The sequence below is a fragment of the Pandoraea bronchicola genome (genome assembly GCF_902459805.1).
GTDB lineage: Bacteria > Pseudomonadota > Gammaproteobacteria > Burkholderiales > Burkholderiaceae > Pandoraea > Pandoraea bronchicola.
In genome coordinates this window covers 224544-250644 of the sequence record NZ_CABPST010000005.1, presented here as the reverse complement: position 1 = coordinate 250644, position 26101 = coordinate 224544, and the positions used below count along the sequence as shown (strand labels likewise).

The following is a 26101-nucleotide window of genomic DNA, read 5'->3' as shown; positions in this document are numbered from 1 at the left end:
GCTGCGCGTCTACGAGGGAATGTGGTAGTTTCTGTGGCAAAGACTGTAACACAAGCCCAAGGCCCTCCGAAGGCCCGGCCATAGGAGAAATAGACATGTGATCCGGCGTTTGATCGCGCATCGGTAAGCATGCGAAAGTCTCTTCATTCTCATTGCTGACCGGAACCCCGCCAGTGAGTTCACCCGAAAACCCGATCGAAATTCCGTCTTACTCGCGCTATGCGGCGCGTATGCTGGCGAGCCGCCCTGCGCTCGCCGAGGCGTTGCCCGCGCTCGCGGAGCATCCCGTGGACGCGCGCTGGCTCGCCCGTCGCTTCGAAGCCATCACCGGTACCGTGCTCTCTCCGCCCGAGCAGCCCTCCGGGGTGTCGGGCATTGACGAGGCGGGCCTCGCGCGGGCATTGCGGGTCTTGCGCATCGAGGCGCTGTGCGCCGTGATGCAGCGCGATCTGGACGGCCGCGCCGAGTTGTCCGAGGTCACCGAAGCCATGACGGCGTTGGCCGAGTTCGCCGTGCAGGCGGGCATCGCCGTGCTCTCGCGCGAACTGGAAGCCATCCACGGCGTGCCGCGCAATGCCGAAGGCGAGCACCAGACGCTCGGCGTGGTCGGCATGGGCAAACTCGGCGGGCGTGAGCTGAATGTCTCGTCGGACATCGACCTGATCTTTCTGTATGAAGACGACGGTGACACATCGGCGCCCGACGATGCCGACCCGGCCGCCGCGAACCGCCTGCGGCTGCTGTCGAACCACGAATTCTTCACCAAGCTCGGCCGCAAGCTGATCGGCTTGATTTCCGAACTCACGCCGGACGGCTATGTGTTTCGCGTGGACATGCGCCTGCGCCCCAACGGCGATTCGGGGCCGCTCGTGTGCAGCCTGCCGATGCTCGAAGAGTATTTCTACGTGCAGGGGCGCGAGTGGGAGCGCTATGCGTGGATCAAGGGGCGTCTCGTCTCCGAGCTGGCAAGCGAGCCCGGCAAGCGCATCGAGCGTCTGCTGAGCGCGCTCGTCCAGCCGTTCGTTTTCCGGCGCTATCTGGATTACGGTGTGATCGGCGCCATTCGGGCGCTGCACGAGCAGATTCGTCACGAGGCGGAGCGCCGCGCACGGGCCAAGCCCGCTCGCATCAACGATATCAAGCTCGGGCGTGGCGGCATTCGTGAGGTCGAATTCTCGGCGCAGGTGTTTCAATTGATCCGGGGCGGTCAAGAGCCGGAACTGCGCGTGCGGCCAACGCTTGCCGTACTCGGCGTCGCGGCGCGACGCGGCTGGCTCGCGCAGAGCGTCGCCGACGAACTGGCGAATGCCTACGTCTTCCTGCGCAAGCTCGAACACCGCATTCAGTATCTGGACGACGCGCAGACGCATATTCTCCCCGGTCCCGGCGACGATCGCCTAGCGGTTGCGCGCGCGATGGGCTTCCCGGACGAAGCCAGCTTCATGACCGAGCTCGACGAGCATCGCGAATTCGTGGCGGCACAGTTCGACGAGATCTTCGCCGACAAGGCGGGCGGCAATGCACAGAAGGGTGGGAAGCGCGGGGCGTCCGGCACGGGCGAGTGCGAATGCCCGCCCGAGTTGTGGAGTGAATGCCTGGCCGACGAGGCGCAGACGGGCGATCTCGGCAATCAACTCACGCGTCTCGGTTTCGCGGACGCCGAAGGGGCGCTCGACCGTCTGCGGGCCGTGTGGACATCGTCACGCTACAAGGCGCTGGGCGAGACCAGCCGGCGGCGCTTCGATCAACTCGTGCAGCGCGCCGTGGAAGGCGCCGCAGGCACAGGCGAAGCCGATGCCGTGCTCGCGCGCATGCTCGATCTGCTCTCGGCCATCAGTCGCCGCAGTTCCTATCTGGCGCTCCTCACGGAGTATCCGCGTGCGCTGGAGCGCGTCGTCAAGGTGCTGGCCGGCTCGCGTTGGGCGGCCGGCTATCTGATCAGCCATCCGCAATTGCTCGATGAACTGCTCGACGACGAAGCGCTCGCCGCGCCGTTCGACTGGCCGTCGTTCAAGACGCAACTGTTATTGAGCCTGAACTCGGCCGGTGCGGCAGGCAACGTCGAAGTGCAGATGGACATTCTGCGGCGTGCGCATCACGCCGAGGTGTTCCGCATTCTGTTGCTCGATTTGCAGGGCGCGCTGTCGGTCGAAGCGATTGGCGACCGCCTCTCGGAACTGGCCGACATCATTGTCGACGTGACGATTTCGACCGTCTGGCCGCACGTGGCGACACGTCACCGCGAGGTGCCGCAGTTCTCCGTCATCGCTTACGGCAAGCTCGGTGGCAAGGAACTGGGCTATGCGTCCGACCTCGACCTGATCTTCCTTTACGACGATGACGACGACCGCGCGCCCGACGCCTACGCCGCGCTCGCCCGCCGGTTCGTGACGTGGCTTACCACGCACACGGGCGCGGGCATGCTCTTCGACGTCGATCTTCGGTTGCGGCCCAACGGCTTGTCGGGGCTGCTGGTGACGAACATCGAGAGCTTCCGTCAGTATCAGTTCCGCGAAGGCAACGCGAATACCGCATGGGTCTGGGAGCATCAGGCGCTTACGCGGGCGCGGTTTTGCGCCGGCGACGAGACTATTGGCGCGATGTTCGAGAACATTCGTGCGCAGGTGCTCGCCACGCCGCGTCAGGCGCTGCCGCTCGCACAGGAAATCGTGGCGATGCGACGCAAGGTGCTGGAGGGGCATCCGAACCCCAGCAAGCTCTTCGACCTGAAGCACGACCGTGGCGGCATGGTCGACATCGAGTTCACCGTGCAGTATCTGGTGCTGCTGTATTCAAGCGCGCACGCGTCGCTACTGCGCAATGCGGGCAATATCGCGCTACTTCGCGAAGCGGCCCAGCTCGGATTGATCGACGCGAAGCTTGCCGGCGATGCGGCCGCGGCTTATCGGACGTATCGCAAGCGTCAGCACAAGTTGCGGCTCGATGGGGTGGAAGCGGCGCGCGTGCCGGCGGCTGACGTCGAGGCCGAACGCGAGGCCGTCATGGCGCTGTGGGATTCGGTGTTCGCAGACGCAGGAACGGTCTGAGGGGCTGATATATCCCGGCGGATGGCGGACGCGGGCGGTCGATGATTCGCCGCCCGTGGGTCCGTAAGTCCGTGAGTCCGTGGGCCGGTGATGGCGCTGCGTGCGATGCGGGCTGCGCGCGTCATGAACGCACTCAGAGTGCGAGCATCTCCCGCGCGTGCTTGCGCGTCGTTGCCGTAATCTCGACGCCGCCGAGCATCCGCGCAATCTCCTCGACGCGTTCCGTGCGGCCGAGCGGCTCGATTTCACTCATCGTCGTATCGCCATCGCTGCGCTTCTTCACGCGCAGATGCTGATGACCGAGGGCGGCCACTTGCGGCAAATGGGTGACGCACAGCACCTGCCGTCCCTGACCCAGTTCGCGCAGCAGGCGGCCGACCACTTCGGCCACGGCGCCGCCAATACCGGAATCCACTTCGTCGAAAATCAGCGTCGGCGTGAGGCTCGCGCTGCTGGCGATCACCTGCAAGGCGAGGCTGATGCGCGCCAGTTCGCCGCCCGACGCGACTTTGGCCAACGGCCGCGTTGGCACGCCTGGATGGCCGGCGACGAGAAACTCCACGGTCTCCAGGCCGAACGATTGCGGTTCGGGCGTCGGACTCAGCGCGACGTCGAAGCGTCCGCCCGGCATCGAGAGATCCTGCATGGCGCGCGTGACTTCGCGCGAAAGCGACGCCGCCGCTTTGGCGCGTGCTTTCGACAATTCCTTTGCCAGCTTGAGATAGGTTGCATGTGCAGCGTCGGCGGCCGCCTGCATGGCGGCCGTGTCCTGCGAGGCGGTCAGCTCTTCAAGCTGTGCGCGTCGTTCGGCATGCTCGGCAGGCAATTGGTCGGGGGCGACGCGGAACTTGCGCGCTGCCGAATGCAGTGCGTCGAGCCGTTGCTCGACCACTGCCAGGCGCTCCGGATCGAGATCGACGCGCTGTGCGTAATGGGTGAGCGAGTGAACCGCTTCGCGCAACTGGATCTCGGCGGGCTCCAGCGCGGCGAGCGTATCGGCGAGGCCCGCGTCGATCTCGGCCAGTTCGCGAATCTGATGCACCACATGGCCCAGCGACGGGACGATGGCGCCGTCGGCTTCCGCCAGCGTGTCGAGCGCGCTCTGCACGCCGTTGATAAGGCTGGCGGCGTGCGAGAGCCGGCGATGCTCGGCGCTCACGTCATCCCATTCCCCTTCCTGCGGATTGAGCTTGTCGAGTTCCGACGTCTGCCATTCGAGGCGTTCGCGCTCCAGTTGCAACTCGCGATCGCGCCCGTGGGCTTCCTCGCATCGTTTGACGAGACGCCGCCATTCCTTGTGCGCCGCTGCCGTGTCGGCCATGAGCTGAGTGGCGCCGGCATGCGAGTCGAGCAGACGGCGTTGCGCGTCGGGACGCAGCAGTTGCTGATGGGCGTGTTGTCCGTGAATGTCGACGAGCATCTCGCCGAGTTCGCGCAACTGGGCGAGGGTGGCGGGCGTGCCGTTGATGAAGGCGCGCGAGCGTCCGCCCGAGTCGAGCACACGGCGCAGCAGCACGCCGCCGTGTTCTTCGAGCGTGAGCGCCTGAGCTTGCAGCCAGGCTTCAAGGTCGGGACGGGCCTCGGCGTCGGCGGCGAACTCAGCGGTAATGTCGGCGCGCGTCTGGCCGTTGCGCACCATGCTGGTGTCGCCACGCTCGCCCATGGCCAGCGCCAGCGCGTCGATCAGAATCGATTTGCCCGCGCCGGTTTCCCCCGAGAACACGGTGAAACCGGCGGAGAATTCCAGGTCGAGACGATCGACGATCACGAAATCGCGAATCGAGAGACTGCGTAGCATGGGATATCGGGGCTGGCGTGAGGTCAGTTCTGCGGCGTATCTTCGTCGGAGATATGCTCGTTCCAGTGCAGCTTGCGGCGCAGCGTGGCGTAGTAGTTGTAGCCGACCGGGTGAAGGAACGTCACCTGATGTTCGGAGCGGCTCACCAGAATCCGGTCGCCCTGACGTAATTCGGCAAACGACTGCATGTCGAAGTTGGCGCCGACTTCGCGACCGCCGGTAATCGTGATGACGATGTCGCTCGAGTCCGGCAGCACGATCGGGCGGTTCGAGAGCGCATGCGGGGCGATCGGCACGAGCACCACGCCGCCAAGGCGTGGGTGCAGGATCGGGCCGGAGGCCGAGAGCGCGTAGGCGGTCGAGCCGGTCGGCGTGGCGACGATCAGACCGTCCGAGCGTTGCTTGTACATGAAGCGGCCGTCGACATCGACACGCAGCTCGACCATGCCCGAGATGCCCGAGCGGTTCACGACCACGTCGTTGAACGCGAGCGTCTCGAAGAGCGTCTGGCCGTCGCGCTCGATGCGCGCCGCGAGCAGCGTGCGCTGCTCGCCTTCGAAATGCCCTTCGAGCATGGCCGGCACGACCTGCCGCATCTCGTCGAGGGGAATGTCGGTGATGAAACCGACGCGTCCGTGGTTCACGCCGATGAGCGGCACCTTCGACGCAGCAAGCTGACGGCCAACACCCAGCATCGTGCCGTCGCCGCCGACGACCACGGCCACATCGACCTGCGTGGCGATTTCCTGGATGTCGAGGGTGCGGTAAGGATTGGCGGCTTCGCCGATGTTGTGCGCCGTGTCTCGCTCGAAGACGACGTGATGCCCGCGCTGGGCAATGCATGCCGCCAGCGTGAGCAATGGCTCGGCAACGCCGTCGGCATGGTATTTCCCGACGAGCGCTACGGTCTTGAAAGGGCTCCCTGTTTTCATGCCGCCATTACACCATAAGTCGATGACAGCAACCATCGGCATGCGCCGCGTGGTGCGGTTCTTGCCTCGGGGTTTGCCGCACGCCGCGTACGTACATTTCGCGTTACAATTTTTGCCATGCTAGATCAACGTGCGCAAGCTCTCCTCAAAACCCTGATCGAACGGTACATCGCGGATGGCCAACCGGTCGGATCGCGCACGCTTTCCCGTTACTCGGGGCTCGACCTGTCCTCGGCGACGATCCGTAATGTGATGGCCGACCTCGAAGCGCTCGGCTTCGTGTCCAGCCCGCACACTTCTGCCGGACGGGTGCCTACGCCGCGTGCCTACCGCCTGTTCGTCGATACCATGCTGTCGGTGCGGCCTCTTGAAGAGGCGGCGCATCAACTCGCGTCGCACGTTCAGACCCGGTTGCAGCCGGCGGGCCCGCAGCAATTGGTCGCCTCGGCGGCGCAGGTGCTCTCGAATCTCTCCCAGTTCGCGGGCGTGGTGCTCACGCCGCGCCGCAGCCAGATCTTCCGCCAAATCGAATTCCTGCGCCTGTCGGACAAGCGCGTGCTGCTCATCATCGTGACACCCGACGGCGACGTGCAGAACCGCATCATCCTGACGGAAAAGGACTATTCCCCGGCGCAGTTGGTCGAAGCGGCGAATTATCTGAACGCCCACTTCGGCGGACAGAGCTTCGACGACGTGCGCGCTTACCTGCGGGGAGAACTCGATGCGCTGCGCTCCGACATGAGCGCCTTGATGCAGGCTGCCGTCCAGGCCGGCAGCGACGCCATGGCCGACACCACCCGTGAGAGCGTGCTGATCTCGGGTGAGCGCAATCTGCTGGGCGTGGAGGACCTGTCGTCGAACATGGAACGGCTGCGCAGGCTGTTCGACGTGTTCGAGTCCAAGACAGGCCTGCTGCAACTGCTCGACGTGTCGAGCCGCGCGCAGGGCGTGCAGATCTTCATCGGGGGCGAGTCGAGCCTCGTGCCGATCGAAGAGATGACGGTCGTCACGGCACCGTACGAAGTCGACGGCGAAGTCGTCGGCACGCTGGGCGTGATCGGCCCGACGCGCATGGCTTACGAGCGGGTGATCCCGATCGTCGATATCACAGCCAAGCTGCTCTCCAACGCGCTCAGCCAGCACTGACCACAGACGTGCGCCCGCATCGCGCGGGCTTCACGCGGGATTCGCGCCGGATTCTCGCCGAATTCGCGCTTCACGCCGGATTCACGTTACACCTCCGTAGCATTCCTTTACACGCTGTCACACTCGGCAGGCTTACGCTCGAAGCGTCACTTATGGCGAAGTCCCGAACATCGCGCTCGCCAAAGGATTCGGACAGAACAACACGGCAACGCGATCAAAGCAACGCTTGGCGCACGAGCCGGAAGGGCCCGGAGTATCTATGAAATCCCTGATTTCCTGGCGGACGATGGTCCGTTATCTCGGCGTCGGGCTCGTGCTCGGGGCCGTTGGCGCGGCGGGTATCCCTGCGCTGGCGCAGGCGCAGAGCGCCGATCCCCCGGGCCGGGTGGCCCGTCTGAGCGAATTCGACGGCACTGTCACATACGCTCCCGCTGGCACCAGCGACTGGCGCTACGCCGACCGCAACCGGCCGCTGACCACTGGCGACGCCGTCTGGGTCGACCGTAACGGCCGTGCCGAGATGCACGTGGGCGGTACGGCGGTTCGCATGGGCGCGTCCACGAGCGTGGCGCTCTCGGCCGTGACCGACCAGAATGTGCAACTGAACGTAACGCAGGGCACGGTCGGCCTGCGCCTGCGAACCTACGATCCGAATCAGCCGTACGAGATCGATACGCCGAATCTGGCGTTCGTCCCTCAACAGGCCGGTGAGTATCGTGTCGACGTCGATCCGAACGGGGTGACGACCGTGAGCGTCTGGCGCGGTGCGGCCACCGTCTACGGGCAGGGCGCCTCGGTGCCGCTGCAACAAGGGCAGCGCGTGGCGTTCGTCGGGCAGAACCTGACGCAGCAGCCGAGCGGCCCGCTCGTGGCCGATGCTTTCGACCAGTGGGTGCGCCAGCGAGACGCCCGCGAAGACGCTTCCGTCTCCGCACGCTATGTGCCGCGCGACATGACCGGCTTCGAGAGCCTGGACGACTACGGTGCGTGGCAGGAAACGCCGAGCTACGGCGCGGTGTGGGTGCCGTCGAACGTGCCTTCGGGCTGGGCGCCGTATCGCACCGGCCATTGGGTCTGGGTGGACCCGTGGGGCTGGACATGGGTCGACGACGCGCCGTGGGGCTTCGCGCCGTATCACTACGGCCGTTGGGCGTATGTCGACGCGCGCTGGTGCTGGGTGCCGGGACCGGTGGCGGTGCGTCCGGTGTACGCCCCGGCGCTGGTCGGCTGGGTGAGCGGCAGCAGCGGCGGGAATCAGTGGGGCATCTCGTTTGCCGCGGGCGGCGTGGGACTCGCCTGGTTCGCGCTCGGACCGCACGATCCGTATCGGCCCGCCTATCGCGCCAGTCCGTCCTACGTCACCAACATCAATCGGTCGACGGTGATCCAGACGACCAACATCACGAACATCAACGTCAACAATGTATACGTGAACCGTAACGTGCGCGGCGCCGTGTCGACGATGCCTGCGCAATCGTTTGTGCAGGGCCGTCCGGTGGGCGCGCCGGTGGCGTTGGCCGCACCGCGCGCCGGCCAGACGTGGCGTGTCGGCAATACGCCCGGGGTCGCGCCAGTGCAGCAGAGCGTTTTTGGTAACAGCCGTCCCGCTGCGGGGGCGCCGCCGGCGGGCGTGTTCAACCGGCAGGTGCTCGCCACGCGCGCGCCGGTTGCCCGTGCGATGCCGTCGCCTGAGTTGACGAGCCATCTGCACGCGGTGCCGAATGCTGGCGGTGCGCCGTTGGTGTTCGGTCAGAACGCGCAACAAGGCCAGAACCCGAGGCCGGGGAGCCCGAACGCGCAAGGGCGTGTGCAACCGCGCGTGACGGTCGTCGGCACGCATGGGCCGGTGGGGGCACCGATAGGGGCGACTGGGGCGATGCCTGCACGGCCCGCAACCGGCGCGACCGGCGCCACTGGCGCAACACCTGCTCACGGCGCGCTGCCGGCGACTGGCGCCGTCCCGCCGATGCATGGTGCGCCGGGCGCGCCCGGCCAGCCAGGGGTTCCGGGTGTCCCGGGGCGTCCGGGGGTGGCGGGGGGTGGCGGGGGAACCCGGTGTGCCGGGAGTTCCGGGAGTTCCGGGAGTTCCGGGAGTTCCGGGAGTTCCGGGGGTGGCGGGGGTGGCGGGGCATGGCCCTTATCAGAATCGTCCGGGGCAAGCTGCGCCGCAGGCCCAACAACCTGTGGCGCGTGGTGAGCGAGCGGGACCGTCCGGTGTGCCCCATCCTCCGGGAACGAACGCGCCCGAGCAGCCCGCCGCACGCGGCGAAGCGCTGCAGGCCGTGCCGCAGCCCGGGCACGACGCGGCGCAACGCGACATGCAGATGCGCCGCCCGTCGCCGGAAACGCGAAATGCTCCCGCAGCACCGGCACCGCAGCGCGCTCAACCGGAGGAGGCCGAAGCGGCCCGTCGGCCGCAGCAGTGGCAGTCGCATGCACAGCCGCAGGCACCGCAGCCGCAGTTCCAGGCGCCACCGCGTCCACAGCCTCAACCGCAGATGGAGCGCCCTCAGCCGCGTCCGGAGCCGCAGGCCGAGCGGCCGCAAGCGGCCCCGAAGCCTCAGCCGCAGCCGGAACGTCAGCAGGCGGCGCCCCATGCGCAACCTCAGGAGCATCCGCACCCGCAACCCGCGCCGCGTGAAAACAAGCCGGAAGGCGCACGTGCGCCGTCGCACGAGGCAGAGCATGCGAGCGCAGCCCATCGTCCGTCGAAAGAAGACGAGCATCCGCACGGCTGAGCGTCGATGGTTCCTGCACCCTCCGTCGCCTTAAGCTGACGGAGGGCCGGGCCGGGGGCGCAGCCCGCGCCCTCCGGATTTGGGCCGGGTTTGCGGTAAAGTACGGTCCATGCGCTTCGATCCCGAACCTATTTCGCATGGCCAGTCCGGCAAGACTGCCGTTCTGCTGATCAACCTTGGCACGCCTGACGAGCCGCGTCCCGCGGCCGTGCGTCGCTATCTGCGCGAGTTCCTGTCGGACCCTCGCGTTGTGGAAATTCCCCCGCTGGTGTGGCAACCGTTGCTGCGGCTGGTGATTCTGCCGTTGCGCTCGCGTCAGTCCGCGCAGAAATATGCGACGGTCTGGACCCGCGAAGGCTCTCCGCTCAAAGTGAACACCGAGCATCAGACAAACGCGTTGCGCGCCTTGCTGCATGCGAACGATTACGACGTGGTCGTCGATTACGCCATGCGCTACGGCAATCCGTCGATTCCGGAGCGCATTCGCGCGCTGCGGCAAAATGGCGTGGAACGCATTCTCGTGCTGCCGCTGTATCCGCAATATTCGAGCAGCACGACGGCCACGGCCAGCGACGCTGTCTTCCGGGTGCTCGGCCGGTTGCGCAATCAGCCCGATGTGCGCACCGTGCGTGACTATCACGATCACCCCGCCTATATCGAGGCGCTGCGTCAGCAGGTCGAGGGCTATTGGCAGCAGCATGGCCGGCCGGACTTTGCGGCGGGCGAGCGGTTGTTGCTGAGTTTTCACGGAGTGCCTCGCCGCACGCTCGATCTGGGCGATCCGTATCACGATCAGTGCGTAAAGACGGCGCGTCTGCTGGCCGCCGCGCTCGGTCTCGACGAGACCACCTGCCGTCTGACGTTCCAGTCGCGTTTTGGCAAGGCGGAATGGCTTCAGCCGTACACGGCGCCGACGCTTGAGGAACTGGGCCGAGGCGGTACGCCGCGTGTCGACGTGTTCTGCCCCGGCTTCACCTCCGACTGTCTCGAAACCCTGGAAGAAATCAACATGGAAGGCCGTCACGCGTACCTGTCTGCGGGCGGCAAGGCGTTCCACTTCATCCCTTGCCTGAATGGCGCGAGCGCCTGGATTACGGCGCTTGGCGAGATCGCGGCGCGTCATTTGCAAGGGTGGCCCGTGCTTTCGCCGGAGGGGACGGCTCAGGCGTCGCCTGCGGCGGTTGCCTCGACTCGTCAGCGGCAAGTCGCGGCCATGGCCGCGTTCGATGAAGCCAGTGCTGCGGCTGCGGCTGCCGCAGCCGCGCAGGGCCAGCCGGGAGCGAGCACGTGACGGTCAAGGTCGACGATTCTCCGCAGGCCGCCACGCGCATTGACAAATGGCTGTGGGCCGCACGTTTCTTCAAGACGCGTTCGCTCGCCACGCAAGCGGTCGACCGTGGCCGCGTGCTCTGCAATGAGGCCCGCGTCAAACCGGCCCGTGACGTCCGTCCGGGTGACATTGTCACGGTGGACAATGGCAGCACGCGCTGGGAAGTGCGAGTGAAGGCGATCGCCGAAGTCCGGGGCTCGGCACCCGTCGCGCAGTCGTTATATGAGGAGACGCAAGCGAGTATCCGTGCGCGTGCTGACGAAAGTGAGCGCCGACGTCTGTTTCAGGAGCCTGCGGCGCAGCTGCACGGGCGCCCGACCAAACGGGATCGGCGGCGTCTCGGCGGGGTCGGCGAGTAGCCCTGCCCCGAACGTGATGATGCCCCGGATGCCTGCCGGCGGCGTTTTCTACGCCTGAATGAACGCCGCCGCTGGCGAAGTGCGCAGCGGCGGACGTTGAAGTGGAGCGGAGTTCAGTTGTCCCGCGCAAGGCGGAAAGGACCGGGAAAAACGGCTTCACACACGACGGCACCGCGTCGCGCGTGCCCGGACGATCAGCGCGAAGGGATTCCGGTGTTGGACGAGCGCGCCGGCATGCCCGGCATTTCGACATAGTGATGCAGCACGGCCCGCACGCTACCGTATTCGGTATCGCGCCGCGTGACTGCGCCGGACAAGCAGATCGTAATCGTTACCGTCGTCACCAACGCAAGGATGAAGACAACAGCCAGTGGCAGCTTCATGATGCGCTCCTGAAAGAACACTACGCCGAACGGGGGGACGTCCGGCGAGCGGCCGGGTCCAGCACGGCACATCCATCAACTGGACCGTAATTCATGTTAGGTCGCAGCAACGGCCGATACAATAGAGGACTCGTAACGCGTGTAACCGGATATTTACCGGCACGCCGCGCGCACCGGCATGGCGCACAGAATGCCCGCCAGCTCTTGAAATCGGTGTGAACGCCCCTACTATCCAAAGGGATTTGAACCGGTGGTGCATCGTTGTGGTGCGCCGCAAGAACCTTTTGACGACTCAAGCTCATGACTGAACAGCAAAACACCCCCGACCAGCCGATTCCGTCCCAGGCCGAAGCGGCCCCGAACGACGCTGCGCTCGCGAACGACGCGCTGCCCTCGGTCGAGGCGCAGCTTCTGGCCGCCCAGGCCGAAGCGGCCAGCCTGCGCGACGACGCGCTGCGCGCTCGCGCCGAGATGGAGAACGTCCGCCGCCGTGCGGAAGATGAAGTGGCAAAGGCCCGCAAATTCGCGGTGGAGAGCTTCGCGGAGAACCTGCTGCCGGTGATCGACAGTCTGGAAGCCGCGGCAGCCGACCAGAGCGGCGACGTAGCCAAGCTGCAGGAAGGCGTCGCCCTGACCCTGCGCCAACTCGTCTCCGCGCTCGAGCGCAGCAAGGTGACGGTCATCGACCCGGCCGGCGCAAAGTTTGATCCGCATCAGCATCAGGCGATCTCTATGGTGCCGGCTGAACAAGAGCCGAATACCGTTGTATCAGTGCTGCAAAAGGGTTATCTGATCGCCGACCGCGTGCTGCGTCCGGCCCTCGTGACCGTCGCAGCAGGCAAGTGACCCCGCGGCCATGACATCATGGCAAGCCCTGGCCTTCTGACCTGATGATTGGCAGGCAGTCGGGTGGCGCGCAAGGCATGGCAGGCCGCCGACGTCAGTATCGACGGAAGCGGCCGGGCAACCGCAAGGATGCGCGATGATGGCAAGTGATCTTCCGGGCATGACAGGCGTCGACGGCACGGCATTCGAGGTGTTTTCGATGCACGAGCTGACGACTGGAACGTTCGACGAAGGGCTGCGTCGTGCAGGCGACGCGCTGGCGGTGGTGTTTTTCTGGGGCGTCGACTGTTTTAACTGCGAAGCCGCCAAGAAGACCATGCTCGCGCAGCGCGAGGCCATCGAGGCCTTGGGGTTGTGCTGGTTCCATGCCAACGTGTACGCCGACATGGCGCTGGGCAAGCGCTTCGCGTTACACGGGGTGCCGACGTTTTTCTTCTTCCACGAAGGCAGGAAGCTGGGCCGGGCAACCGGCTGGCAGGGCTTGCCCCAGTTCCGGCTGGCGGTGGCCGCCGCCCGCGAGAAAATCGCGGCGGCGGGGGGCAAAACCGGACAGCAGGAAGGGTCTTGAAATGTACCGGGCTGCACCCATATCTCGTGCAGATCAATGAATTGAATGGGCCACAGGCCCGACGGAAAGACGCAAAGGACGCTAGGAGAAATTCAAATGGGAAAAATTATCGGTATTGACTTGGGCACCACGAACTCGTGCGTGGCCGTCATGGAAGGCAATCAGGTCAAGATCATCGAAAACGCGGAAGGTGCCCGCACCACGCCGTCGATCATCGCCTATATGGACGATGGCGAAATTCTGGTCGGCGCACCGGCCAAGCGTCAGGCGGTGACCAACCCGAAGAACACCCTGTACGCCGTCAAGCGCCTGATCGGCCGCCGCTTCGAAGAAAAGGAAGTGCAGAAGGACATCGGCCTGATGCCGTACAAGATCGTCAAGGCCGAGAATGGCGATGCCTGGGTGGAAGTGCGTGACCAGAAGCTGGCCCCGCCGCAGATTTCCGCCGAAGTGCTGCGCAAGATGAAGAAGACCGCCGAGGACTACCTGGGCGAGCCGGTGACCGAAGCCGTGATCACGGTGCCGGCCTACTTCAACGACAGCCAGCGTCAGGCTACCAAGGACGCAGGCCGTATCGCCGGTCTGGAAGTCAAGCGCATCATCAACGAGCCGACCGCAGCCGCACTGGCTTTCGGTCTGGACAAGAAGGAAGGCGGCGACCGCAAGATCGCGGTGTATGACCTGGGTGGCGGCACGTTCGACATCTCGATCATCGAAATCGCGGACGTGGACGGCGAGCACCAGTTCGAAGTGTTGTCGACCAACGGCGACACGTTCCTGGGCGGCGAAGACTTCGACCAACGCATCATCGACTACATCATCGGCGAGTTCAAGAAGGAACAGGGCGTCGATCTGTCGAAGGACGTGCTGGCGCTGCAACGCCTGAAGGAAGCGGCTGAAAAGGCCAAGATCGAACTGTCGTCGAGCCAGCAGACCGAAATCAACCTGCCGTACATCACGGCCGATGCCTCGGGTCCGAAGCACTTGAACCTGAAGATTACGCGCGCCAAGCTCGAAGCGCTGGTCGAGGAACTGATCGAACGCACGATCGAGCCTTGCCGCCTGGCGATCAAGGATGCCGGCGTGAAGGTGAGCGACATCGACGACGTGATTCTGGTCGGCGGTATGACCCGCATGCCGAAGGTGCAGGACAAGGTCAAGGAGTTCTTCGGCAAGGAGCCGCGCAAGGACGTGAACCCGGATGAAGCCGTGGCCGCAGGTGCCTCGATTCAGGGCTCGGTGCTGTCCGGCGACCGTAAGGACGTGCTGCTGCTCGACGTGACCCCGCTCTCGCTCGGTATCGAAACGCTGGGCGGCGTGATGACGAAGATGATCACGAAGAACACCACGATCCCGACGAAGCACTCGCAAGTGTTCTCGACGGCGGACGACAATCAGCCGGCCGTGACGATCAAGGTGTATCAGGGTGAGCGCGAGATGGCCGCCGGCAACAAGTCGCTGGGCGAGTTCAACCTCGAGGGCATTCCGCCCGCTGCACGTGGCACGCCGCAGATCGAAGTGACCTTCGACATCGACGCCAACGGTATTCTGCACGTGGGCGCGAAGGACAAGGCGACGGGCAAGGAAAACAAGATCGTCATCAAGGCGAACTCGGGCCTGTCGGATGCCGAGATCGAGCAAATGGTGAAGGATGCCGAGCTCAACGCCGAGGAAGACAAGAAGGCACGCGAGCTGGCCGACTCCCGTAACCAGGGCGACGCGCTGGTTCACAGCACTCGCAAGGCGCTGACTGAGTACGGCGACAAGATCGAGGCTTCGGAGAAGGAAGCGATCGAGTCGGCCATCACGGCACTGGAAGGCGCACTGCGTGGTTCGGACAAGGCAGATATCGATGCCAAGGTCGAAGCGCTGGGCACGGCCAGCCAGAAGCTCGGCGAGAAAATGTACGCCGACATGCAGGCGCAAGCCGGTGCTGCGGGTGCCGCAGGTGCCGAGCAAGGCAAGCCGCATGACGATAACGTTGTTGATGCGGAAGTGAAGGAAGTCAACGACAAGAAGTAAGGTGTGCATGGCGCGCGGCGCACACCGATGTGCGCTGCGTGTAGGCCGGGTATCGAAGTTCTCTGCGAAGGGAATCTCGACCCGGCTTTTTGCCTGATGGCGACATGCGCCAACATTGGAAAGACTTATGGCCAAACGTGATTACTACGAAGTCCTTGGCGTCGCCAAGAACGCCACCGACGACGAAATCAAGAAGGCGTATCGCAAGCTGGCGATGAAGTACCATCCGGACCGCAATCCGGACAGCAAGGACGCCGAAGAGAAGTTCAAGGAGGTCAAAGAGGCCTACGAGATGCTCTCCGAGCCGGAGAAGCGCGCTGCGTATGACCAGTACGGTCACGCGGGCGTCGACCCGAATATGGGCGGCTTCGGCGGTGCGGGCGGTCAGGGCTTCGGCGGCTTCGCAGACGCGTTCGGAGACATCTTCGGAGACATCTTCGGTCAGGGCGGCCCCAGCGGCGGCCGCGGTGGCCGGGCTGGCCCGCAGGTGTATCGCGGCGCGGATCTGCGCTACAACATGGAGATCACGCTCGAGCAGGCGGCGAACGGTTTCGACACGCAGATTCGTGTGCCGAGCTGGGAAGAATGCGAGGTCTGCCACGGCAACGGCGCGAAGCCGGGCACGAAGCCCGAGACCTGCCCGACCTGTAACGGTTCGGGTTCGGTGCGCATGTCGCAGGGCTTCTTCAGCATTCAGCAGACCTGCCCGAAGTGCCACGGGACTGGCTCGTACATTCCCGAGCCCTGCACGAACTGCCACGGCTCGGGCAAGATCAAGAAGACCAAGACGCTGGAGATCAAGATCCCGGCGGGTATCGAAGACGGCATGCGCATCCGTTCGTCCGGCAACGGCGAGCCGGGTGTGAACGGCGGTCCGGCGGGCGACCTGTATGTGGAAATCCACATCAAGGCGCACAACGTGTTCGAGCGCGATGGCGACGACCTGCATTGCCAGATGCCGATTTCGTTTGCAACGGCGGCCCTCGGCGGCGACATCGACGCGCCGACGCTGCACGGCAAGGCCACCTTCGAAGTGCCGGAAGGCACGCAGACGGGCAAAACGTTCCGCCTTCGCGGCAAGGGCATCAAGGGCTTGCGCGCGAGCTATCCGGGCGATCTGTACGTGCATGTGCAGGTGGAAACGCCGGTCAAGCTCGACGACAAGCAGAAGCAGATGCTGCGCGACTTCGACACTTCGCTCAAGGCGGGCGGTGCTCGCCACAGCCCGCAGTCGAAGGGCTGGTTCGATCGCGTGAAACAGTTCTTCGAGTAATTTCATGCAAAGTGAAGCGCCTTTGGCCGCGTTCGCGCTGTTGGACGACAGCGCGGATCCGGCCGGTGGGGCGCGTCTGTATACCGGGCTCGTACGCGAGGTGACTTGCGGCGAGCCCGGTGTGCTTTCCGACGCGCTTCGCGAAGTGGAAGATGCCACGCGTCAGGGGCTGCACGCCGTGTTGCTGGCCGACTACGAATTCGGTGTGCGTCTGGGCGGCGTGCAGACACTGGCGGCGCGCCGCGCACCGGGACAGTTTCGCGCGCTGTTGTTCCGTGAATTGCAGCGGCTCGACGCTACGCAGACACAGGCGTGGCTCTCGCATCAGGAAGCGACGTATGGCAGCGACGGCGTGGCTGCCGCGCCAGCCATTGGCGACAGCGACGAGATTCGCCCGCCCAGCGTGGCGGGGGTTGCGGCGCTGCAAAGCGACGTCGGCGACGCCGCCTTCGACGACGCTATTGCCCGCATCCACGAGTGGCTCGCGCGAGGCGAGTGCTACCAGATCAACTACACGTACCGTCTGAATTTCGAAGCGTTCGGCTCGCCTGTGGCGCTGTACCGTAGACTGCGCGCACGTCAGCCGGTGCCTTACGGCGCGCTCGTTGTGTTGCCCGGCTCGCAGGGCGTGGCGGGTCGAGCTGTCCTCTCGCTCTCGCCCGAACTGTTCCTGCGTCATTCGCGCGGCCAGATCGAAGCGCGACCCATGAAGGGCACGGCGCCCGCTTGCGGCGACGCGTCGGAGGATGCCAAGCGCAGCGCAGCGCTGGCCGCCGACGAGAAGAATCGCGCCGAGAATCTCATGATCGTCGATTTGCTGCGCAACGATCTGGGGCGCATCGCAACGTCGGGTTCGGTCAAGGTGCCGAAGCTCTTCGAGGTGACGCGCTTCGCGAGCGTATTGCAGATGACGTCGACGGTGACGGCCACGCTGCCGCAGGCGACGTCGTTTGCCGACGTCCTGCGCGCGCTGTATCCCTGCGGATCGATCACTGGCGCGCCGAAGCATCGCACGATGCAACTGATCGGCGAACTCGAAGCGTCGCCGCGCGGGCTGTACACCGGCGCAATCGGCTGGCTCGATGCACGCGAAGACGACCCGCAAGCCCTCGGTGACTTCTGCCTGTCTGTCGCGATTCGAACGCTGGAACTCGAAGCGCCGGATGCCAGCGGCTTGCGGCGCGGGAGACTCGGCGTGGGTGCGGGGATCGTGCTCGACAGCAAAGCGCACGAGGAACGCGAAGAGTGCCGGCTCAAGGCGCGTTTTCTGAGCGCGCTCGATCCGGGCTTCGAACTCTTCGAGACGATGCAGGCAACGCGAGACGGCGGCGTGGCGCATGTCGAGCGGCATTTGGCGCGTCTCGCGGCATCGGCGACGTACTTCGGTTTCCGTTTCGATGGTGCGGCGTTACGCGCACAACTCGACGCCGTTGTCGCCACGCTCGCCGAAGACACTATCTACCGGGTACGTCTGGCGCTCTCACACGACGGCACGGCCGTCACGACGCATGCGGTGCTGGCGCCGCTGCCAGGCAAAACGGTGACGGTGCTGCTTGCGCAGGAGACGAACGCCACGCGTGCCTCAGACATGTTCCTGCGGCACAAGACCACCGTGCGCGAACGCTACGACGCCGCCTGGCGGGCTGCGCAAGCGCAGGGCGCCTTCGACATGCTGTTCTTCAATGAACGGGGCGAGTTGACTGAAGGCGGACGCAGCAATGTGTTCGTCAAGCGCAACGGTATCTGGATGACACCCCCGTTGTCGTCTGGCGTGTTGCCGGGGGTGATGCGCGGCGTGATGCTGGCCGATCCGGCGTGGGCCGCGGTGGAAGCCGTACTCACGCGCGAGGATGTTCTGAGTGCGCAAGCCATCGTGGTGTGTAACGCACTGCGCGGCGCACTGCCTGCGAGCTTGGCTGCCGCCTGAGGCAATGGATTCGAGCCGTGCGCGAGTGCCAGTCGCGCCGCCCGGCGGCAAACCACGCAATGTGGTTTGTGGATGAGATCGCTCATCAATCAGTTGGGAAAATTCTCAATAAATCTCCTTCGTGCCCCGCGGACTGCGGGGTATCCCACGCGTTCCCGCATCGACTGACGCTCGCCCGAACTCCCGTGTCTCGCCGATGACTGCGGAGGGGCAGCATTGACATAGGCGTCTCGCCGTCGTGGAAGTCGACTTCTGTTGAGTGTCGTCAGGCGATCGATCAGCCAGTCCGTTCTTGCTTTTACCGCGCAGAATCGTTCGAGCCGGCGTCCGATGTTTATTTGACTCAAGGAGTGAGAAAACATGAACGAGAACGATCTGGAACTGCAGCTTAACGAAGACCAGATTCGCCATATTCAGGCGATGACCGGGCAACGTATTGGGGCGATTCGGGTGGTATCGAATTTCCCGGGGCTTCAAGGGATACAGGGCGTGCAGGGCGTGCAAGGTGCGCAGGGTATGCAAGGCGCTCAAGGCTTGCAGGGCGTCCAGGGTATGCAAGGCCCGCAGGGGTATCAGCAAGCCCAAGGCCTGCAGGGGGCTCAGGGCATGCAAGGACCGCAAGGGATGCAGGGGGCTCAGGGCATGCAAGGACCGCAAGGGATGCAGGGGGCTCAGGGCATTCAAGGACCGCAAGGGATGCAGGGCGTCCAAGGCATGCAAGGCCCGCAGGGCTATCAGCACGCGCAGGGTGTGCAAGGCCCACAAGGCGTGCAGGGCGCTCAGGGCGTGCAAGGGCCGCAGGGGATGCAAGGCGTTCAGGGCATGCAAGGACCGCAGGGCTATCAGCACGCGCAGGGTGTGCAAGGCCCACAAGGCCTGCAGGGCGCCCAGGGCATGCAAGGGCCGCAGGGGTATCAGCACGCTCAAGGCGTGCAAGGCCCGCAAGGCATGCAGGGTGCTCAGGGCGTGCAAGGCCCCCAAGGCATGCAGGGCGTTCAGGGCATGCAAGGCCCGCAGGGCTATCAGCACGCCCAAGGTGTGCAAGGCCCGCAAGGCATGCAGGGCGTTCAGGGCATGCAAGGACCGCAGGGCTATCAGCACGCCCAAGGTGTGCAAGGCCCGCAAGGCATGCAGGGCGTTCAGGGCGTGCAAGGACCGCAGGGTTATCAGTACGCGCAAGGTGTGCAAGGCCCACAAGGCCTGCAAGGACCGCAGGGCTATCAGCACGCCCAAGGTGTGCAAGGCCCGCAAGGCATGCAGGGTGCGCAGGGCGTGCAAGGACCGCAGGGCTATCAGCACGCGCAAGGTGTGCAAGGGCCGCAAGGCATGCAAGGCGTTCAGGGCGTTCAGGGCGCACAGAGCCCACAAGGCATTCAAGGCGCTCAGGGCGTGCAAGGACCGCAAGGCGTTCAAGGTCCGGAACAGGCTCAAGGCATTCAAGGCGCCCAAGGGCTGCATTGATCGCAATGCCGATGTCTGCGGCACGGGAGTGTGCAGAGGACTTGCGCTCTCGTGCTCGTTGACGAACCGTGCGGCTCGGCAGCCGATTCGCCGAGCCGCGAATCCCAGATGAGATATCGCTTTCGATAGCTCACATTGGAGTTGCGATGATGTCGTCAACCCTCATGAATTTGTCGGCGGAACAACGCGCAAAGCTGTTTGACGTCACGGGCGCGCCGTTGCGCAGACTTCGTGTCGATGCTGTCAGCGGTACTGCGCAGGCGATCGATCGCCACTGCCGGCGGTGTCTGCTCACTGAAGACTTGCCCGGGGTTCATATCGCGCCGGACGGCATCTGCGATGCCTGTCATGCCTTCGCTGCGGAATCCGCACGCGGCGATTACACGCAACGCAAACTGCTTGACGTGGTCGCCGCATGTCGGGGCACGGGGACACCGGATTGCGTGCTGGCGTTCTCGGGCGGAAAGGACAGTGCCCTCACGTTGCTGCTTGCTGTGAAGGAACTGGGTTTGCATCCCGTTGCCGTGCTCGTCGATAACGGATTCATTCCCGACGAAGTCAAGGACAACGCGTCGACGTTCTGTGCGCGCTTCGGCGTGTCGTTGGTGATCGAAAAAATCGATATTCGCAGGATTGCCCGCGAGTCGCTCCAGTCGGCCTCCGGGCGAATTCCGTGCACATCGTGCATCAGTGGCGTCTTCGCCGCGATGGCGAAAACCTGCCGGGCACTCAATCTTCGTCTCATCCTCAGTGGCCATCGATTTCCGCCACTTGCTTATCCCGTGAGCGGTTTCACGAAACGTGAAGCGGACAACGGCTTCATCTGCGCTTCGCCGCTATTGGCCAGAAAGCTCAGCGAGGCAGAGCAAATGCAATGGATTCGAGACGCAGGCTGGAAGCCTGTTTCGATGGCGGGTAACACATCGAATTGCAAACTGATCGGTGTGGTGGAGCAGCATCTCTACGATGTACAGGGTTTCAATCCGCATATCTACGAGGTCTCGAAGGAGATTCGAGCCGGGTTCTACGACCGCAAGGCGGGTTTCGGGAAAGTGGATCGTCCGGAGATCACGCCGGAGCATCAGCAGTGGGTTCTTGACCGGCTGCGGCCCGATACCCCCGAGGTCTCCGACAAAACAGAGTGAGTCATATGCACGATTCCATCATCGTTACCGACAACTTCTATCGCGACCCGGATGATGTCCGAACGTTTGCACTGGATCAGGCGTTCACGGTGAAGGGCAATTATCCCGGCGCTCGCACGGGGCCGTTCCTGCACGACGGTGTGATGGGCGCCATCCAGAATATCGTCAAGTCACCGATCACGTATTGGCCGCCGGACACCTACAACGGTGCGTTTCAATATAGCGTCAAGCACGACATCACGTGGGTGCATGCCGATCACACCACGATATGGTCAGGCGTGGTCTACCTGACACCCGACGCTCCGCCCCAGGCCGGTACGGCGTTCTTCCAGCACAACGAAACGGGTTTCGATCTCTACCCCGACGACGAACGGCAGCGCGAATGCTGCGATGCCGATGCAACCGCCTGGGAACGCTGGACGATGACCGACCGAATCGCAAACCGCTTCAATCGCCTGATCCTGTTTCGTGGTCGCCGCTTTCACGCGAGTCAGGGGCACTTCGGCGATTGCAAGGAGAACGGTCGTCTGTTCCAGACATTCTTTTTCAACACGCAATGCTAATGAGTATCTTCTTACCTGAAGGGAGGCAATGAGATGGCAGCTTCGGAACTGTTTTTCCCGGTGGGCTCGCTCGGTCTGAGCAAGGAGCAATCAGCGAAAATCAAGACGGCTTTCGGACATGAGGTCGATAGCGTGCCGCTGTATCGCGTGGTGCCGGTGTCGTCTGACGATCGCTTCGTGCCGTTGGCCGACGTGCCGGGGTTACCGGGCATACTCGTTCACTACGGCGACGCGGCTGCATCGGCCGGTGCCAATATCATCGCTTCGGTAATTTCGGAGATGAAGCAGGGAACCGACGATTCTGCGGTATTCGCTGCGCACACGAAGCTGATGGCGCCGCATCCGGAAGAGAGTGGCGCCGCCAAGGCGCGCGCGCCGGCGGCAGGCAAAGCGAAGTGAATTGAAGCCCTCGTCTCGATGACCGCGCAACGTGGCAAAGGGAGCGATATCGCGTCAGGTGATGCCGGCGATCTTCTGGTGATGGTCAAGGTTGCCGAGCGTTGCAATATCGACTGCGATTATTGCTATATGTACCGGGGAGCCGATCAAGGGTGGCGGCAGCGTCCAAAATTCCTGAGCGAGTCTCATCTCGACCACCTGGTCGAACGACTGATCGAGCACCGCAGTGCATTTCCATCGGCGCGAATGACGCTGGAGATTCACGGGGGCGAACCGCTATTGCTTGGCAAACGGCGCACAGCCCGCTTCTTCACGCATTTGCGCAATCGTTTGAGCAAAGCTGAGCTGGCGATCGTGACGCAAAGCAATGGTGTGTTGATCGACACGTCATGGCTGGATTTGTATGCCGAGTTTGGTGCGACGCTCGGCATCAGTTGCGATGGCCCCCCAGCGCTGCATGATCGGCATCGATACGATTTCGCAAAGCAGGGAACGGGGGCTCGCGTCGAGCAAGCGATTCGCCTGTGTCTTTCCTACCCGCAATCGCGGCGCGTGTTCAACGGCGTGCTGGCGGTGATCGACCCCAACAACGATCCGGTGCGAATTCTCTCCTACTTTCGCGCGTTGGGGCTTAGCGACGTCGACTTCCTGTTGCCGGATGCCAATTTTGCCGCGCCTCCCCGGCACATCCAGGCGTATACGCACGCGCGTCTGCTGAATTTCCTGTGCCGAGGATTCGATGCGTGGCTCGCTATCGATGATCCTGGCTTCCACGTGCGCATCTTCGAAACGTTCATCCGGGGCGTACTCGGCCGTCGTTCCGAACTCGATGCATTTGGTGGCGCGTTGGCACCGATCGCTGTGGTGGAGAGTGACGGCAGTTATCGGTTGCTCGACGTGCTCTCCATCTGCAAGACAGATGCCAGCTTCACGGGATTGGGTCTTGAGACGCACAAGCTCCAGGACTTTGTCGACCTCGCGCGTACGCGCTATCCGGAGGTTCACGCGGCGTGTCGCCAATGTGAAGCGTTCGTCGCGTGCGGTGGCGGGTATGTCGCTCATCGCTTCGATGGCGAAAGTTACGACAATCCCAGCTTCTATTGCAGCGCGTTGGTCGGGTTCTATCGACATGTTCGTGCGCGCGTGAACCAACTCACGACGGCAACGCCAGCGGGCTAAGTTGGCACGCGCGCAGTGCCGTGCGCGGCGTCAGTGTGACCGAGATCGACCTGCTTTTCTCCGTACAGCGGCGTACGAACACGCCGCTGTACGTTCTTTCCTCAGCTTCCCTGACGCGTTGCCATTTGCGGCACGAACAGATCGCTCCACTTTGCGGGGCGCGTCTTGATCGTGCCCGCGCGGCCCATGAACTCGACGTACTGCATCAAGCCGTTAGGCGTCGTGGTGAATTGCAGCCCCGGGTCAGCGATCATCTGCTCGATTTCGGCTTGCGGCAGATTCATCTTCGACACGCGCAGGAACGTCTTCGCCGCCCCCACATGGTCCTTTGCGATGTAGGTGGCGGCTTCTTCCTGCGCGTCCAGAATCGCCTGCACCAGCTTCGGATTCTGCACGGTGAACTGCTTCGGTGCGAACACCACATCGATCGTGATGTTGCCGAGCACGTCGGTCGAATTCAGCACGCGCTTGATACGCGGGTCCTTCAGTTCCTGATACGAGAACGGCGGCGAGGTGAAGTGCGCCGTGATTTCCGTCTTGCCCGAAAGCAGTGCGCTCACCGCTTCCGGATGACTCAGGCTGACCGTTTGCGGATCGAGTTTCGCGTAGTTCTCGATGCCGAACGTCTTGGCCACGGCCATTTGCAGCAGCACGGCGGAGAGCGACGTCTTGATGCCCGGAATGGCAATCTTGTCCTTCGGCGTAAAGTCTTTGAGCGACTTGATGTTCGGGTTGTTCGTATTGAGCCAGAGCGGGCCGGTCGACAGGGCCGACAGACCGATGACTTCCGAGCGCGGAATGCCGTGTGCCTTCGACCACAGCGTAACGAAGCCCGGCGCCCCCGTGCCTGCCACATCGAGATTGCCGGCGAGCATGGCGTCGTTGATGACGTTGCCGCCGTCGAGAATCGTCCACGTGGTCTTCACGTCACCCAACCCCAGCGCCTTTGCATGTTTCTCGATGAGATGCTGGTCGCGCATGACCATCAAAGGCAGATAGAGAATGCCGTAGCCATGCGAGAGCCGCACGGTGTTGGCTTCGGCGTGGGCAGCGTTGCCAAACGTGGTGAAGGCCGTCGTGGCGGCAAGCGTCAGTGCGCTTGCCCAGCGGGCAAAATGGCGTCGGTTCATGGTGTTGTCGTCTCCGGATAGTTCGAATTATTCATGCCCCCGAAGGGGCGTCAATCAAATACAGCTGCACATTCGCACGTCAGTGCTGCATGCCCCAGCGATGCAGCGTGCGCTTCTCGATGCGGGCGAACAGCAGGTTTTCGACCGCGAGCCCGATCAGAATCACGAAGAACAGCCCCGCGAAGACGTTGGCCGTCTCCAGCGAATTGCGGTTCTCGAAGATGTACCAGCCCAGACCGCCAGATCCCGAGGACACGCCGAACACGAGTTCTGCTGCAATCAGCGTGCGCCACGCGAACGCCCAACCCACCTTCAGTCCGGTGAGAATGCTTGGGAACGCGGCCGGAATGAGCACGTGCTGAACCAGCGCGAAACGCTTGAGCCCGTAGTTCTGGCCGACCATGCGCAGCGTTTTCGATACGCCGCGAAAGCCGCTGTGCGTGTTGAGCGCCACGGCCCACAGCACGGAGTGCACGAGCACAAAAATCACGCTGCCGTTGCCGAGCCCGAACCAGATCAGCGCGAGCGGCAGCAGCGCGATGGCCGGTAGCGGGTTGAACATGGCGGTCAGGGTCTCGAGCAGATCGTTGCCGATCTTCGAACTGATGGCGACGGTGGTGAGCACTGCGGCGAGCGCAATGCCGATGCCGTAGCCGACGAGCAGCGTCTTGAGCGAGATTGCTGCGCGCAGCAGCAGTACACCGCTCGTCAGGCCGCTTGCGAATGCGCTGAGGGTGTCGGTGAAGCTCGGAAAGAGCAGGGCGTTGTCGAGCCAGCGGCCGTAGATTTCCCAGATGATGGCGAGCACGCACAGGATGACGGTCTTGCGCAGCCAGCTCAGACGGTAAAGCGTTTCAAAGGTCGAGAGCGGGCGCTGAATCGACGACAGTTCGGCGGGCGTCGGCTCCAGCACGATTTCGGGCCGGTACACCGGCTCGATGGGCGCTTGCGCAGACGAGGGCGTGTGTTGCGAGGCGATGGCGTTCATGGACGTCCCCTCAATGTGCTGCGAACAGCAGTTGATCGATGCGCGTCTCGAGCGCGCTCTGGTGCGCCGTGCCGAGTTGTTCGGGCGCGATGCTGTTGAGTTCCGCCTTGACCTGACCCGGGTGCGGCGAGAGCAGCAGAATGCGCGTGCCGATGCGGATCGCTTCGTCGATGCCGTGCGTGACGAACAGCACCGTGAAGCGCGTGTCGTCCCAGAGGCGCAGCAGTTCGTCCTGCATCTTGCGGCGGGTGAGGGCGTCGAGGGCGGCGAAGGGTTCGTCCATGAGCAGGACGTCGGGCTCCATGGCCATGCCGCGCGCGATGGACACGCGTTGCTTCATGCCGCCGGAGAGCGTATGCGGATAGCTGTCGATGAATTTCGCCAGACCGACTTTCTCGATGTAGTGCGCGGCGCGCTCGGCGGCTTCACGACCTTTCAGACGTCCGCTCGCGGTGAGCGCGAATTCCACGTTCTGACGCACGGTCTTCCACGGCAGCAGTTGGTCGAACTCCTGGAAGACCATCATGCGATCGGGGCCGGGTTCGGTGATCGTGCGGCCTTTGAGACGAATCTCGCCATGAACCGGGGGCAGATATCCGCCAATCGCCTTGAGCAACGTCGATTTTCCGCAGCCGGACGGGCCGAGCAGTACGAACCGGTCGCCCGGATAAACGTTGAAGCTCACTTGCTGCGCGGCGGTCACGAGGTAATCGTCGGTCTTGTATTGCAGCGTGACTCGGTCGATTTCCAGCAATGGCGGCACCGAGGGCGCAATTGTCCCGGCGGCGCCCGCAAGGGGGGCGTTGTGCATTGCGTGTCTCCTGATGGATGCTCTTATAATCGGCTCCGATACTAAGCAGCAAAGCT

Annotated in this window: 22 protein-coding genes; 16 read left to right on the top strand and 6 right to left on the bottom strand. The window is 63.9% G+C overall.

Annotation, left to right across the window (positions count from 1 at the left end; all coding sequences use genetic code 11):
* Positions 1–173: 173 nt before the first annotated feature.
* Positions 174–3047, top strand: coding sequence for a bifunctional [glutamate--ammonia ligase]-adenylyl-L-tyrosine phosphorylase/[glutamate--ammonia-ligase] adenylyltransferase (glnE, locus tag PBR20603_RS12670; RefSeq protein ID WP_150559867.1), 2874 nt, complete (start codon positions 174–176; stop codon positions 3045–3047).
* A 133-nt stretch (positions 3048–3180) separates the two neighbouring features.
* Here the strand turns inward: glnE and recN are convergent, their stop codons facing one another.
* Entirely contained in the window at positions 3181–4845 is a 1665-nt protein-coding gene (recN, locus tag PBR20603_RS12665; protein WP_150559866.1) for a DNA repair protein RecN, read from the bottom strand.
* 23 nt (positions 4846–4868) lie between these two features.
* Positions 4869–5777 (bottom strand): NAD kinase, encoded by a 909-nt coding sequence (locus tag PBR20603_RS12660; RefSeq protein WP_150559865.1) that lies wholly within the window; start codon positions 5775–5777, stop codon positions 4869–4871.
* 117 nt (positions 5778–5894) lie between these two features.
* Here PBR20603_RS12660 and hrcA point away from each other — a divergent pair, with 117 nt between their 5' ends.
* The 5 genes from hrcA (at position 5895) to PBR20603_RS12645 (ending at position 11350) form a co-directional block, all read left to right on the top strand.
* Positions 5895–6923, top strand: coding sequence for a heat-inducible transcriptional repressor HrcA (gene hrcA, locus PBR20603_RS12655; protein ID WP_150559864.1), 1029 nt, complete (start codon positions 5895–5897; stop codon positions 6921–6923).
* A gap of 259 nt (positions 6924–7182) precedes the next feature.
* Complete coding sequence (locus PBR20603_RS24150; protein ID WP_174977893.1) at positions 7183–9120, top strand: DUF6600 domain-containing protein; 1938 nt, start codon at positions 7183–7185, stop codon at positions 9118–9120.
* A 19-nt stretch (positions 9121–9139) separates the two neighbouring features.
* Entirely contained in the window at positions 9140–9661 is a 522-nt protein-coding gene (locus PBR20603_RS24145) for a hypothetical protein (RefSeq protein ID WP_174977892.1), read from the top strand.
* Between the two features lie 109 nt (positions 9662–9770).
* A complete protein-coding gene (gene hemH, locus PBR20603_RS12650) occupies positions 9771–10952 on the top strand; it encodes a ferrochelatase (RefSeq protein ID WP_150559863.1) in 1182 nt (393 codons plus the stop codon).
* On the top strand, positions 10949–11350 hold the full coding sequence (locus tag PBR20603_RS12645; protein ID WP_150559862.1) for an RNA-binding S4 domain-containing protein: 402 nt from the start codon (positions 10949–10951) through the stop codon (positions 11348–11350). Before hemH ends, PBR20603_RS12645 begins: the two co-directional genes overlap by 4 nt.
* Before the next feature lie 194 nt (positions 11351–11544).
* Here the strand turns inward: PBR20603_RS12645 and PBR20603_RS12640 are convergent, their stop codons facing one another.
* Positions 11545–11733 carry a hypothetical protein gene (locus PBR20603_RS12640; RefSeq protein WP_425495811.1) on the bottom strand — a complete coding sequence of 63 codons (189 nt, stop codon included), beginning with the start codon at positions 11731–11733 and terminating at the stop codon, positions 11545–11547.
* Between the two features lie 300 nt (positions 11734–12033).
* On the opposite strand from PBR20603_RS12640, the gene grpE reads away from it, so the two are divergent.
* The 10 genes from grpE (at position 12034) to PBR20603_RS12590 (ending at position 23116) form a co-directional block, all read left to right on the top strand.
* Positions 12034–12579, top strand: coding sequence for a nucleotide exchange factor GrpE (gene grpE / locus PBR20603_RS12635; protein WP_150559861.1), 546 nt, complete (start codon positions 12034–12036; stop codon positions 12577–12579).
* A gap of 139 nt (positions 12580–12718) precedes the next feature.
* Positions 12719–13147 (top strand): thioredoxin family protein, encoded by a 429-nt coding sequence (locus PBR20603_RS12630; RefSeq protein WP_246174609.1) that lies wholly within the window; start codon positions 12719–12721, stop codon positions 13145–13147.
* Positions 13148–13243: 96 nt separating this feature from the next.
* Positions 13244–15169, top strand: a complete 1926-nt coding sequence (dnaK, locus tag PBR20603_RS12625; protein WP_150559860.1) for a molecular chaperone DnaK — start codon at positions 13244–13246, stop codon at positions 15167–15169.
* 127 nt (positions 15170–15296) lie between these two features.
* A complete protein-coding gene (dnaJ, locus tag PBR20603_RS12620; RefSeq protein WP_150559859.1) occupies positions 15297–16442 on the top strand; it encodes a molecular chaperone DnaJ in 1146 nt (381 codons plus the stop codon).
* A gap of 4 nt (positions 16443–16446) precedes the next feature.
* Complete coding sequence (locus PBR20603_RS12615; RefSeq protein ID WP_174977905.1) at positions 16447–18369, top strand: chorismate-binding protein; 1923 nt, start codon at positions 16447–16449, stop codon at positions 18367–18369.
* A 360-nt stretch (positions 18370–18729) separates the two neighbouring features.
* Positions 18730–19830 carry a collagen-like domain-containing protein gene (locus tag PBR20603_RS12610; protein WP_150559858.1) on the top strand — a complete coding sequence of 367 codons (1101 nt, stop codon included), beginning with the start codon at positions 18730–18732 and terminating at the stop codon, positions 19828–19830.
* A 68-nt stretch (positions 19831–19898) separates the two neighbouring features.
* Entirely contained in the window at positions 19899–20975 is a 1077-nt protein-coding gene (locus PBR20603_RS12605) for an adenine nucleotide alpha hydrolase family protein (RefSeq protein WP_246174607.1), read from the top strand.
* A 5-nt stretch (positions 20976–20980) separates the two neighbouring features.
* Positions 20981–21538, top strand: coding sequence for a DUF6445 family protein (locus tag PBR20603_RS12600; RefSeq protein ID WP_150559857.1), 558 nt, complete (start codon positions 20981–20983; stop codon positions 21536–21538).
* Between the two features lie 33 nt (positions 21539–21571).
* Positions 21572–21937, top strand: coding sequence for a hypothetical protein (locus PBR20603_RS12595; RefSeq protein WP_150559856.1), 366 nt, complete (start codon positions 21572–21574; stop codon positions 21935–21937).
* 18 nt (positions 21938–21955) lie between these two features.
* The gene (locus PBR20603_RS12590; protein WP_150559855.1) at positions 21956–23116 is read left to right on the top strand and encodes a radical SAM protein; all 1161 of its coding nucleotides are present in this window, start codon (positions 21956–21958) and stop codon (positions 23114–23116) included.
* Between the two features lie 101 nt (positions 23117–23217).
* On the opposite strand, the gene PBR20603_RS12585 is transcribed toward PBR20603_RS12590, so the two are convergent.
* The 3 genes from PBR20603_RS12585 to PBR20603_RS12575 form a co-directional block, all read right to left on the bottom strand.
* On the bottom strand, positions 23218–24246 hold the full coding sequence (locus PBR20603_RS12585) for an ABC transporter substrate-binding protein (protein ID WP_150559854.1): 1029 nt from the start codon (positions 24244–24246) through the stop codon (positions 23218–23220).
* A gap of 79 nt (positions 24247–24325) precedes the next feature.
* On the bottom strand, positions 24326–25234 hold the full coding sequence (locus PBR20603_RS12580) for an ABC transporter permease (RefSeq protein ID WP_246174604.1): 909 nt from the start codon (positions 25232–25234) through the stop codon (positions 24326–24328).
* Positions 25235–25244: 10 nt separating this feature from the next.
* Positions 25245–26045: an ABC transporter ATP-binding protein gene (locus PBR20603_RS12575; protein WP_150559853.1), complete on the bottom strand. Its 801-nt coding sequence runs from the start codon at positions 26043–26045 to the stop codon at positions 25245–25247.
* Positions 26046–26101: the final 56 nt, after the last annotated feature.

What these genes read in the sequence shown, in the direction of transcription:
- PBR20603_RS12660 (WP_150559865.1), bottom strand. Translation starts at nt 5,777, where the DNA reads ATGAAAACAGGGAGCCCTTTCAAGACCGTAGCGCTCGTCGGGAAATAC.
- dnaK (WP_150559860.1), top strand. Translation starts at nt 13,244, where the DNA reads ATGGGAAAAATTATCGGTATTGACTTGGGCACCACGAACTCGTGCGTG.
- PBR20603_RS12610 (WP_150559858.1), top strand. Translation starts at nt 18,730, where the DNA reads ATGAACGAGAACGATCTGGAACTGCAGCTTAACGAAGACCAGATTCGC.
- hrcA (WP_150559864.1), top strand. Translation starts at nt 5,895, where the DNA reads ATGCTAGATCAACGTGCGCAAGCTCTCCTCAAAACCCTGATCGAACGG.
- PBR20603_RS12580 (WP_246174604.1), bottom strand. Translation starts at nt 25,234, where the DNA reads ATGAACGCCATCGCCTCGCAACACACGCCCTCGTCTGCGCAAGCGCCC.
- grpE (WP_150559861.1), top strand. Translation starts at nt 12,034, where the DNA reads ATGACTGAACAGCAAAACACCCCCGACCAGCCGATTCCGTCCCAGGCC.
- PBR20603_RS12575 (WP_150559853.1), bottom strand. Translation starts at nt 26,045, where the DNA reads ATGCACAACGCCCCCCTTGCGGGCGCCGCCGGGACAATTGCGCCCTCG.
- PBR20603_RS12630 (WP_246174609.1), top strand. Translation starts at nt 12,719, where the DNA reads ATGGCAAGTGATCTTCCGGGCATGACAGGCGTCGACGGCACGGCATTC.
- PBR20603_RS12615 (WP_174977905.1), top strand. Translation starts at nt 16,447, where the DNA reads ATGCAAAGTGAAGCGCCTTTGGCCGCGTTCGCGCTGTTGGACGACAGC.
- dnaJ (WP_150559859.1), top strand. Translation starts at nt 15,297, where the DNA reads ATGGCCAAACGTGATTACTACGAAGTCCTTGGCGTCGCCAAGAACGCC.
- PBR20603_RS12600 (WP_150559857.1), top strand. Translation starts at nt 20,981, where the DNA reads ATGCACGATTCCATCATCGTTACCGACAACTTCTATCGCGACCCGGAT.
- PBR20603_RS12585 (WP_150559854.1), bottom strand. Translation starts at nt 24,246, where the DNA reads ATGAACCGACGCCATTTTGCCCGCTGGGCAAGCGCACTGACGCTTGCC.
- hemH (WP_150559863.1), top strand. Translation starts at nt 9,771, where the DNA reads ATGCGCTTCGATCCCGAACCTATTTCGCATGGCCAGTCCGGCAAGACT.
- PBR20603_RS24150 (WP_174977893.1), top strand. Translation starts at nt 7,183, where the DNA reads ATGAAATCCCTGATTTCCTGGCGGACGATGGTCCGTTATCTCGGCGTC.
- PBR20603_RS12590 (WP_150559855.1), top strand. Translation starts at nt 21,956, where the DNA reads ATGACCGCGCAACGTGGCAAAGGGAGCGATATCGCGTCAGGTGATGCC.
- recN (WP_150559866.1), bottom strand. Translation starts at nt 4,845, where the DNA reads ATGCTACGCAGTCTCTCGATTCGCGATTTCGTGATCGTCGATCGTCTC.
- PBR20603_RS12640 (WP_425495811.1), bottom strand. Translation starts at nt 11,733, where the DNA reads ATGAAGCTGCCACTGGCTGTTGTCTTCATCCTTGCGTTGGTGACGACG.
- PBR20603_RS12595 (WP_150559856.1), top strand. Translation starts at nt 21,572, where the DNA reads ATGGCAGCTTCGGAACTGTTTTTCCCGGTGGGCTCGCTCGGTCTGAGC.